Annotated in this window: 11 protein-coding genes and 1 rRNA gene; 2 read left to right on the plus strand and 10 right to left on the minus strand. The window is 48.9% G+C overall.

Going from position 1 to position 10,716, the window contains the following annotated elements:
- Window positions 1-35: 35 nt before the first annotated feature.
- Both H579_RS0114515 and H579_RS0114520 read left to right on the plus strand, forming a co-directional pair.
- Window positions 36-1,457 (plus strand): FAD-dependent oxidoreductase, encoded by a 1,422-nt coding sequence (locus H579_RS0114515; protein ID WP_028301292.1) that lies wholly within the window; start codon window positions 36-38, stop codon window positions 1,455-1,457.
- A gap of 494 nt (window positions 1,458-1,951) precedes the next feature.
- Complete coding sequence (locus H579_RS0114520; protein ID WP_028301293.1) at window positions 1,952-2,608, plus strand: TetR/AcrR family transcriptional regulator; 657 nt, start codon at window positions 1,952-1,954, stop codon at window positions 2,606-2,608.
- Window positions 2,609-2,670: 62 nt separating this feature from the next.
- Here the strand turns inward: H579_RS0114520 and H579_RS0114525 are convergent, their stop codons facing one another.
- From H579_RS0114525 to rrf, 10 genes are all read right to left on the minus strand, one after another.
- Window positions 2,671-3,147 (minus strand): phosphatidylglycerophosphatase A family protein, encoded by a 477-nt coding sequence (locus H579_RS0114525; protein WP_028301294.1) that lies wholly within the window; start codon window positions 3,145-3,147, stop codon window positions 2,671-2,673.
- Window positions 3,144-4,106, minus strand: coding sequence for a thiamine-phosphate kinase (gene thiL, locus H579_RS0114530; protein WP_028301295.1), 963 nt, complete (start codon window positions 4,104-4,106; stop codon window positions 3,144-3,146). The genes H579_RS0114525 and thiL overlap by 4 nt, the downstream gene beginning before the upstream one ends.
- A gap of 6 nt (window positions 4,107-4,112) precedes the next feature.
- Complete coding sequence (gene nusB, locus H579_RS0114535; protein WP_028301296.1) at window positions 4,113-4,610, minus strand: transcription antitermination factor NusB; 498 nt, start codon at window positions 4,608-4,610, stop codon at window positions 4,113-4,115.
- A gap of 15 nt (window positions 4,611-4,625) precedes the next feature.
- The gene (gene ribH, locus H579_RS0114540) at window positions 4,626-5,093 is read right to left on the minus strand and encodes a 6,7-dimethyl-8-ribityllumazine synthase (RefSeq protein WP_028301297.1); all 468 of its coding nucleotides are present in this window, start codon (window positions 5,091-5,093) and stop codon (window positions 4,626-4,628) included.
- 15 nt (window positions 5,094-5,108) lie between these two features.
- Window positions 5,109-6,227, minus strand: a complete 1,119-nt coding sequence (gene ribBA / locus H579_RS0114545; protein ID WP_028301298.1) for a bifunctional 3,4-dihydroxy-2-butanone-4-phosphate synthase/GTP cyclohydrolase II — start codon at window positions 6,225-6,227, stop codon at window positions 5,109-5,111.
- Between the two features lie 19 nt (window positions 6,228-6,246).
- Window positions 6,247-6,909, minus strand: a complete 663-nt coding sequence (locus H579_RS0114550) for a riboflavin synthase (protein WP_028301299.1) — start codon at window positions 6,907-6,909, stop codon at window positions 6,247-6,249.
- Window positions 6,909-8,030, minus strand: coding sequence for a bifunctional diaminohydroxyphosphoribosylaminopyrimidine deaminase/5-amino-6-(5-phosphoribosylamino)uracil reductase RibD (gene ribD / locus H579_RS0114555; protein ID WP_028301300.1), 1,122 nt, complete (start codon window positions 8,028-8,030; stop codon window positions 6,909-6,911). The genes H579_RS0114550 and ribD overlap by 1 nt, the downstream gene beginning before the upstream one ends.
- 76 nt (window positions 8,031-8,106) lie before the next feature.
- Window positions 8,107-8,595, minus strand: a complete 489-nt coding sequence (nrdR, locus tag H579_RS0114560) for a transcriptional regulator NrdR (RefSeq protein ID WP_028301301.1) — start codon at window positions 8,593-8,595, stop codon at window positions 8,107-8,109.
- 396 nt (window positions 8,596-8,991) lie between these two features.
- Window positions 8,992-10,248, minus strand: coding sequence for a serine hydroxymethyltransferase (gene glyA, locus H579_RS0114565; protein ID WP_028301302.1), 1,257 nt, complete (start codon window positions 10,246-10,248; stop codon window positions 8,992-8,994).
- Between the two features lie 323 nt (window positions 10,249-10,571).
- Window positions 10,572-10,687 (minus strand): 5S ribosomal RNA (gene rrf, locus H579_RS0114570).
- Between the last annotated feature and the right edge of the window lie 29 nt (window positions 10,688-10,716).

The raw sequence follows: 10,716 nt of genomic DNA on the forward strand, positions 1-10,716 counted from the left end.
ATTGGTGATTAGCTTTCAAATGAGGTGAGGCTGCTATGGCTGAACGTTTAAGTAACGATTTTCAACTTGTTGAAGTGGGTCGTAAAGACCCACAGAAAACAGCGGCGGACGTGCGTAAGAACGAATTTAAAGAGATCTACGCACCGTTTAAACAAGATGAGGCATCCGCTCAGGCACACCGTTGTCTGGCTTGCGGTAATCCTTACTGTGAATGGCGTTGTCCCGTACACAACTACATTCCAAACTGGCTGAAACTGGCTACCGAAGGCAACATCATGGAAGCAGTTGAGCTGTGTCACAGCACCAACTCACTGCCAGAAGTGTGTGGTCGTGTCTGTCCTCAGGATCGCCTGTGTGAAGGCTCCTGTACGCTGGGCGAAGGTGGCTTTGGTGCGGTAACTATCGGTTCCGTTGAGAAGTACATCACCGACACGGCCTTTGCGATGGGCTGGCGTCCGGACATGTCCAAAGTGGTTTGGACCGACAAGAAGGTCGCCATCATTGGTGCCGGTCCTGCCGGTCTGGCCTGTGCGGACATCTTGGTCCGTAACGGTGTTAAGCCTGTGGTATTTGATAAGAACCCAGAGATCGGTGGTCTGCTGACCTTCGGTATCCCTGAGTTCAAACTGGAAAAACACGTGATGTCCCGCCGTCGTGAAGTCTTCTCCGACATGGGTGTGGAATTCCAGCTGAATACCGAAGTGGGTACTGATGTCACTATCGATCAGCTGCTGAGCGAATACGATGCAGTATTTATGGGCATGGGTACCTATACCTATATGACCGGTGGTATTCCTGGTGAAGACCTGCCGGGTGTTCATGCGGCACTGGACTTCCTGATCTCTAACGTAAACCACTGTCTGGGTTACGAGAAATCACCGGAAGACTACACCAGTATGGAAGGTAAACGCGTGATTGTTCTGGGAGGTGGTGACACCGCGATGGACTGTAACCGTACCTCAATCCGTCAGAACGCTGAGTCTGTGATCTGTGCGTATCGTCGTGACGAAGCCAATATGCCAGGTTCCAAGCGTGAAGTTGTGAACGCAAAAGAAGAAGGCGTACAGTTCCTGTTTAACCGTCAGCCTGTGGCTATTGTCGGTGAAGACAAGGTTGAAGGCATCAAGCTGGTAACGACCCGTATGGGTGAACCGGATGCTAATGGCCGTCGTCGTCCAGAGGTTGTGGCAGGTTCTGAAGAGATCGTACCGGCTGATGCAGTACTGATCGCGTTCGGTTTCCGTCCAAGTCCTGCCGAGTGGTTTGATCGCTGCAAGATCGATACGGATGACGGTGGTCGCGTGATCGCACCAGCTGAGTCCCGCTACCCATACCAGGCCAGCAATGAAAAGATCTTTGCCGGTGGTGATATGGTACGTGGTTCTGATCTGGTTGTGACCGCAATCGACGAAGGCCGTAAAGCCGCTGAGGGTATCCTGGATTATCTGGACGTTTAATGCAGCGCTTAATACCAAGCCAATACGCACTTAAGCGTTATCAATAGATAACCAGAGCTTGCTCCAGAAAAACCGCATCTGCTTCAGGTGCGGTTTTTTCACATCTAAAGCTCGGTTATTTCACGCCCACCCCTTATTAATACCAAACAAGATAAGTTGTTGTGGGCCGGAAAAGCCGCAAGGCGCCTTCCGACAATCATCAGATATCGGAGCCAATGCCGGATGGCGCTTCGCTTATCCAACCTACTCCGATATCAAGAAACTTATCGGGAACGGTATAACTTCTCAGTTAAATACTTTCCATTAGATTATTTCACGAATATTTTTCATTTTAGCCACAACCCACTTAACCACCTGATTTAACTGAATAAGATACAATCTCAATTAGAAAAATTAATCACTCGACTGTATGCGAATGATTTTTACCTATTTGCTTTTTAGGCTAAATACTCTACCCTAGCTTTTAATCAAACGATTAAAATGAAGTAAAATCAATGAACGCTCAATTTAAGCCAGAGACAGCAAAGAAGAAACGTGGACGTCCTACGACTAAGAGCGCCCGAAATGTACGTGAAAACCTAATTGCAGCAGCCCGCGCCTGCTTTATTGAAAAGAACTACCAGCAGGTGACAACACGCGAGATTGCGGCACGAGCAAACTCGACCATGGCCATGATCCATTATTACTTCGGTAATAAAGAGGGGCCGTTCCAGGCAATGTTTGTGGAAACCTTCGAACCACTGCGTCAGATGACTAAGCAGGGTGTCGAGAATCCACCGGAAAGCTTTGCCGAGTTCTTTAAACAGTACTATGCCATTATGACCGAGCACCCCGGATTTGTCGTGGTCATCCTGAAATGCATGCTGTTTGAAAATGGCCCATTGGAAGAAAGCTTTATCCATCAACATCTGCGTGAAAAAGCAGAACCTATGGAGAAGCTGCTGACTAAGATGCAGGAGAAAGGGGTTATCAATCCAGATATGGACCCTAAAATGCTGCATATCAGCATTATCAGCCTGATGAATATGCCCTTCCTGATGGAACCTAATATGGAAGCTACCATGAATATCACCCCAGACAAAGACTTCTGGGATAAGATGGCTGAACATCAGTGTATGCTACTGGAACAAGGTTGTCTTAAAAAAGCCTGAGGCGTTTAAACAGCCTGTATTATATGGGCAGGCTGTTCAAGCCAGGTGGAAGCATGGAGCTATCAGTATAAACGGACGATGACCTGCAATATGACCCAGGCGTAAATACCCGCCAACAGGTCATCGACCATAATGCCAAAACCACCGGCAACACGACGATCCGCCCACTTCACGGGCCAAGGTTTGAGGACGTCAAAGAAGCGAAATAGCACAAAGCCTACTAACGCCCATTCCCAGCCCTGTGGTGCCAGCAACATCGTCAGCCAGTAGCCAACAAACTCATCCCAGACAATACCGGAATGATCATGCACCCCCAGGTCTTCCGAGGTTTTTTCGCACAGCCAGACCCCGATCACAAAAGTCACTACGATAAGCAGCAAAAACCAACCCGCAGACCAGTACTGAAACCATAATAGGTAGGGAATAACCGCGGCCGCAGTGCCTACAGTCCCCGGCGCCCAGGGAGCTGCGCCACTGCCTAAACCAAAGGCCAAGAAGTGGATCGGATTACGCCAGACAGAGCTTGGGGCTCGGTTCATGCTTTTTGCTCCTTGGAGTAAAAATGTTCAAACCCTTTTACAGCATAGTCGCCTATACCCTTAATGCCTTTCTCTTGCGTAATAACCCCAACAGGATAAAGCTTAAGGTCACATTGCTCAGCACTGACTTCCAGTTCCAAACGGCGTTGCGGGGTTACGGTAAAACAGAGTTGATAGTCATCACCACCGCTTAAGGCATATTCTAGTGCCTTACGACGACCAGCATAATCTTCCAGCGCATCAGAAACAGGTATACGAGTCAAATCCAGTTGAGCGCCAACCTGACTACTCTCCAGGATATGCTTAAGATCAACAAGAAAACCGTCAGAGATATCAATCGCACTACTGATACGGCTGGAAAGCAAACTGATCAGATCAAAACGCGGCCTAGGCAGTAGATACGCATCCACCAGTTCCTGCCAGATATCCGGCGGCTCAATATCTGACTGTAGTAGGGACAAACCACCGGCCGCATTACCCAGAGGACCAGAGACATAAATAATCTCACCGGGTTTCGCACCGGAGCGCAGCCAAGGGGAGCCGGTAATATAGCCCTGTACCTGTACCGTTACCGTCAGATGACCCCGAGTAGTATCACCACCCACCAGAGAAATACCATGTTGCTGAGCCAGATCCGACACCCCCTGAGCAAAACGGCTTAACCAAGCTTCATCAGTCTGTTCAAGAGTTAAAGCAAGTGTAAACCAAGCGGGCTTAGCTCCCATTGCAGCCAGATCACTCAAGCTCACGGCCAATGCGCGCCAGCCAATGCAATAGGGATCAGAATCAGGAAGGAAATGCACCCCTGCTACAGAGGTATCCACAGAAACCGCTAACTGCTTGTTCTGAGGCACTGTGATAAGGGCACAATCGTCACCCACAGCCAGATCGACATCACGTCGGGCTGGCTGTAGCTGATCAGAACAGAAAAAGCGGCGAATTAGTTCAAATTCACCCACGCAATGTTATCCCTTCAGGCGAGCGTTAGCTTCCGCACTGCGCAGACGGATGGCCAGCTTATCCAAAATACCATTAATGTATTTGTGGCTTTCCGTTGCACCAAAACGCTTGGCCAACTCAATACCTTCATTGATCACCACCTTATAAGGTACATCAATGCGTTTACTGAGTTCATAGGTACCAATGCGCAAAATGGCTAGCTCAACCAGATCCAACTCATCAACACGACGGTCCAATAAAGGTGCAAAGTACTCATCCAGCTCGTTTTTGCACTGCGGGATGTTATGCAGCAGTTCGTTGAAGTAAGCCAGATCAGCAATCTCAACCGCAGCACTGATATCCTCATGGGATTCCAGGCCATCATCAGGCTTAGCCGAACGGATCTGCAGTTCAACCTGCTGCAGCGATGCACCTGTCATCTGCCACTGGTACAGGCCCTGTAGCGTAAGTTGACGGGCGGCACGGCGTGCTTCTGTTCTACTGGTTTTTTTACCTTGGGACATTCTGTTAACCGAAGATTAAAGGTTGTTAAATAAGCTGACCATTTCCAGGGCACACAGGGCGGCTTCACCACCTTTGTTACCCGCTTTGGTACCAGAGCGCTCGATGGCCTGCTCAATGGTATCAACAGTCAGTACACCGTTGGTGATCACCACACCAGTCTGCAGCGACAGCTGACCCAGACCTTTGGCACATTCACCCGCAACGTATTCAAAATGTGGTGTACCACCACGGATTACTGCACCCAGAGCGATTACCGCATCCGGTTGCTGTTTCTCGATCACTTTCTTAGCGACCAGAGGCAGTTCCCATGCACCCGGTGCACGTACCACACTGATATTATCTTCATCAACACCGTGACGTTTCAGGGTATCAATCGCGCCTTCTACCAGGTGATCAACCACAAAGCTGTTAAAGCGGCCAACGATCAGAGTGTATTTAGCATTACAGCCAACAAAGGTACCTTCAAAGGATTTTACAGTCATGGTGTCCTGTCCTAATTATTCTTCGCAGGGAATATATTCTTCAATCTCCAGGTCAAAACCTGAGATTGCATTAAACTTCATTGGTGAACTCAGCAGGCGCATTTTGCCCACACCCAGATCACGCAGAATCTGAGAACCGGTACCTACAGTCAGGTAAGCCCCTGAGTAACTGACATTGACTTTTGACTGCTGACGCTGATTCAGCATCAGGTCGACAGAATCACTCATATCGATACGGTCACCAGTATCCAGCAGTAGCACAACGCCTTTACCTTCTTCCGCGACCTTAGCAAGAGCTTTGCGCATGGTCCACTTCATACCACCTTCTGGAGGCATAGCACCCACCACATCACGCAGCACTTCCGTACGGTTATGTACACGAACCAGAGTGGCGTCATCGGCACTGATATCACCTAATGTCATCGCCAAATGCGTACAGTTCTGGATATCATCACGGTAGGTTATATATTGAAAGTCACCGTATTCAGTGCTCATCACACCTTCCTGATCACGCTCTACGGTATGCTCATTAGCGGTACGGTAGTGAATCAGATCGGCAATGGTACCGATTTTCAGGTTGTGCTTCTCAGCAAACTTTTCCAGATCCGGACGACGGGCCATGGTACCGTCTTCGTTCATGATCTCAACGATCACACCCGCCGCTTCAAAACCTGCCATACGGGCCAGATCACAACCGGCTTCAGTATGACCGGCACGGCTTAATACACCACCCGGCTGAGCCATCAGCGGGAAGATATGGCCCGGCTGTACGATATCTTCTGGCTGAGCGCTGGCTTTTACCGCAGTACGTACAGTATGGGCACGATCCGCCGCAGAGATACCTGTAGTTACGCCTTCAGCGGCTTCGATCGACAGGGTAAAATTGGTTGAGAACTGAGCACCGTTACTCTGTACCATCAGAGGCAGTTTCAGCTGCTCACAACGCTCGCGGGTCAGGGTCAGACAGATCAGACCACGCGCATGGGTCGCCATAAAGTTGATATCATCGGCGCGTACCATCTCGGCAGCAATTACCAGATCGCCTTCATTTTCCCGGTCTTCGTCATCCATCAGGATAACCATCTTACCCTGACGAATATCTTCTAATAACTCTTCAACCGTGTTTAATTGCATCACACTACTCTTCTTGGGATTAACCCCGGTAAAAACCGTGCTGGGCTAAAAATTCAATACTCATACCGGAGGAATCACTGTCCGGTGTTTGATTGGCGGTTAACAGGCGCTCCAGATAACGTGCAATCAGATCCACTTCAAGGTGAAGCTCCTGACCGGCGCTATACTCCTCCAGAACCGTTTCCGCCAGGGTGTGCGGCACAATATTCAGCTCAAAGATATCGCCGTCCAAGCCGTTGACGGTCAAACTCGTGCCATCAACGGTAATAGAGCCCCTATCAGCAATATACTTCAGCAGATGTTTCGGTGCCTGAATTCTAAAACGTACAGAGCGGGCATCATCCCGACGCTCCACTACTTTACCGACACCATCCACATGGCCACTGACGATATGGCCACCCAAGCGGGAAGTTGGCATCATCGCCTTTTCCAGATTAACCTTACGTCCTGCCCGGAAATGGGCAAAACAGGTATGGCGAACGGTTTCCAGTGATACGTCAGCAGAAAAACTTCGACTATCAAACTCGATGACCGTCAGACAAACACCGTTTACCGCGATGCTGTCACCCAGATTCACATCGGTCATAGCCAAATTGCCGACATTGATCTTAACTCGATAATCTCCACCGGAAGGCTGCAAAGATTCAATTGTACCAACCGCTTCAACAATTCCGGTAAACATTATTTAGTTTTTCCTTTAAAACGGGCGGTCAACATCAGATCATTGCCCACCACACGACAATCTTTTAATTCCAGCGGTACCTGGTCCGCCATTTTGTCTATACCCGGCAAGTGCAACAAGCCACGGGCACTATGCCCTAATAACGTTGGTGCCATAAAGATGATTAATTCATCAATCAGTCCGGCTTGTGCAAAAGCACCGGCCAGAGTGGCTCCGGTTTCCAACAACACATCGTTGCATTCACGCTCGGCCAGGTATTCCATTAACGACGGCAAGGCCACCCGCCCCATACCATCTGCGGGCAGACGTACACAGGTAACACCCAACGTTCTCAACTCCGCCAGTTTTTGTGGCTCAGCCTGGCAGAAGACAATGACAGTCTCGCCGGGCTGTCTCAATATTTTAGCGGTTAACGGGATTCTTAGCTGCGAATCCAACACAATTCGTAGCGGTTGACGCTGACTGATGCGTTCTGCGTCATCAAGCTTCAGCTGATCAGCACGTACGGTCAGTGAAGAATCATCATAAATAATGGAACCGACACCGGTAATAATGGCCGAGCTACCCGCTCTTAACTGCTGCACCTGACTTCTGGCAGCGGGCCCGGTTATCCACTGACTCTCACCGGATTGCATACCGGTACGGCCATCCAGGCTCATGGCCAGCTTGCAACGAATGAAAGGACGATTATGAGCCATACGACTGATAAAGCCGGTATTCAGCAGCTCTACTTCTGCTTCTAATACGCCACAAGTAACGTCAATACCTGCCCCTTGCAACATCTTGATACCACGGCCAGAGACCAGAGGGTTAGGATCTTGCATACCGATCACCACACGACTCACGCCCGCAGCCACTAGAGCATCGGCGCAGGGCGGTGTCCTACCCTGATGGGAGCAAGGCTCTAATGTCACATAAGCAGTACAACCACTGGCATCATCTATCTGAGTTAGCGCATTAACCTCAGCATGACTTTCACCAGCCTTCTCATGCCAACCTTCAGCCAGGATCTCCCCTTCCTTTACCAAGACACACCCCACTCTGGGATTTGGAAAAGTGGTGTACCATCCTTGACGCGCTAAACGAATTGCCCGCGCCATAAAGTGCTGATCTAGCTGCATAATGAAAGGTTTCCTGAAACGATAAGCTTCGCATCAAACGAACAGGGCAGACTAATAGACCACCCAGAGTTAATGATTACTCTTTGGGTAGATGCTCACCCTTAATAAACGGCGGGTCCTGTGCCAAGCGGTCAATCTCAGCTCTGAACTCATCCAGATCCTGGAAGCTCCGGTAAACAGAAGCAAAACGAATATAGGCCACCTGATCAAGCAACCTCAGCTGAGCCATCACTTCTTCACCAATTAGGCGGGAAGCAACCTCTCGTTCACCACGGGCTCTTAAGCGCTGGCGGATACGTTCGATAGCTGCTTCAAATGATTCAGTACTGACGGGGCGTTTTTCCAGTGCCCGTTGCATACCCGATCTGAGTTTTTTCTCATCAAAGGCTTCTCGTTTGCCATCATGCTTAACAATACGAGGCATTAGCAATTCAGCTGTCTCATAGGTTGTAAAACGCTCACTACAACCTAAACACTCACGACGACGACGAACCTGATCGCCATCAGCAACCAGGCGGGAATCTGTAACCTTGGTTTCTTGCGCCCCACAAAATGGACAGTACATAAGCGGCTCATTAGTCAGAACGAAACAAGACGACTTCAGACACTTCCACCATCTGGCTATAATTTAACCCGCCAGATCTGAAAAACGGTCGCCCATTCGGACTATTTTAACTGTTAGTGCACCTCTTTTACTACCGTAGAAGGCGATATGCCTGACAGAAAATCGCCACAGAATAGACAACCCATAGGGGATACCGGAAAAGACAACGAATATAGACAAACTTAACAATGAGTCGCCATTTGAATCAGCGGGATAGGAAAGAAGAGATTCAGGGAAAGAATACAAGAAAGAGAGGCAGAACAGCTTACAGAATACAATAAGCCCGGGATAAACCGGGCTTATTGTTACAATCTATCGGATGAGATCAGTACTGATATCCACCCTAACAAGTTGCAATTAAGCGTAAACAGGCAGCTTTTGACAGATCGCCTTCACTTTCTCTTTAACGCTCTGGATAGTCTCTTCATTGTTAATATCATCCAGAACATCACAGATCCAGTTAGTCAGCTCAACAGACTCAGCTTCTTTGAAGCCACGACGTGTGATCGCTGGAGTACCAATACGCAGACCAGAAGTCACAAATGGGGAGCGTGGATCGTTAGGTACAGAGTTTTTGTTCACAGTGATGTTTGCACGACCCAGAGCCGCATCCGCATCTTTACCTGTGTACTCTTTGTCGATCAGGTCAACCAAGAACAAGTGATCATCAGTACCGTTAGAAACGATCTTGATACCACGAGTCTTAAAGGTTTCAGCCATCGCCTGAGCGTTTTTCACAACCTGCGCCTGATACTCCTTCCACTCTGGCTCCATCGCTTCTTTAAAGCATACGGCTTTAGCTGCGATGATGTGCATCAGAGGGCCACCCTGGGACTCAGGGAATACAGCAAAGTTCAGTTTCTTCTGCAGCTCTTCGTCAGCGCGTGCAGACAGAATCAGACCACCACGTGGACCACCCAGGGTTTTGTGAGTCGTGGTAGTCACTACATCAGCAACACCGATTGGAGATGGGTAAACACCTGCAGCAACCAGACCTGCAACGTGGGCCATATCAACAAACAGGAATGCACCGACTTTGTCTGCGATATCACGGAAGCGCTGCCAATCCACAACACGAGAGTAAGCAGAGAAACCAGCAACGATCATTTTTGGCTTGTGCTCTTCAGCCAGACGCTCAACTTCAGCGTAATCGATCTCGCCAGTCTCTGGATTCAGACCGTACTGAACTGCATTATAGATACGTCCAGAGAAAGAAACACTTGCACCGTGAGTCAGGTGACCACCGTGTGCCAGGCTCATACCCAGAACAGTGTCGCCCGGTTTACATAAGGCCATGTAAACGGCAGCATTTGCCTGAGAACCAGAGTGAGGCTGAACGTTGGCATAAGTAGCGCCAAACAGTTCTTTGGCACGCTCAATTGCCAGATCTTCAACAACGTCTACGTGCTCACAACCACCATAGTAACGCTTGCTTGGGTAGCCTTCAGCGTACTTGTTAGTCAGCCCAGAGCCCTGCGCTTGCATAACACGAGGACTGGTGTAGTTCTCGGAAGCGATCAGCTCGATGTGCTCTTCCTGACGAGTTTCTTCAGCCTGCATAGCAGCCCACAGTTCATCATCATAGCCTGCGATGGTCATGTCACGTGTGAACATTGTTTACCCTCTAACCTGCAAAAGTTGAGTAATTCCGGGTATTAGAACCCGCTCAAAAACTTGAAACGCGGATTCTATCGTACTTACACACAAGGTTCACTTGAAAAGAATCAATTTTATCCACTAAAACATTCATTCAGAGCAAATAACGATGTTTCTTTTGGGAAAAAATAGACTATTCGGGTAGTAAAATAATAAAGAAGTGGGCTACACATAGCCTTGTCGTCTTTATTTCTATTTCAGACTTTTCTTTCGCCCACACGAAAAAACCCCGATCATTTCTGATCGGGGTTTGCTGTCTTTTCTAAAAAGACTAAATAAGCGCTTGACGATGTCCTACTCTCACATGGGGAGACCCCACACTACCATCGGCGCTGAGCAGTTTCACTTCTGAGTTCGAGATGGAATCAGGTGGTTCCTACACGCTATTGTCGTCAAGCAAAAAAGGTTGTAGATTCGTGCCGAGAT

The organism is Oceanospirillum beijerinckii DSM 7166, from assembly GCF_000422425.1.
Lineage (GTDB): Bacteria > Pseudomonadota > Gammaproteobacteria > Pseudomonadales > Halomonadaceae > Oceanospirillum > Oceanospirillum beijerinckii.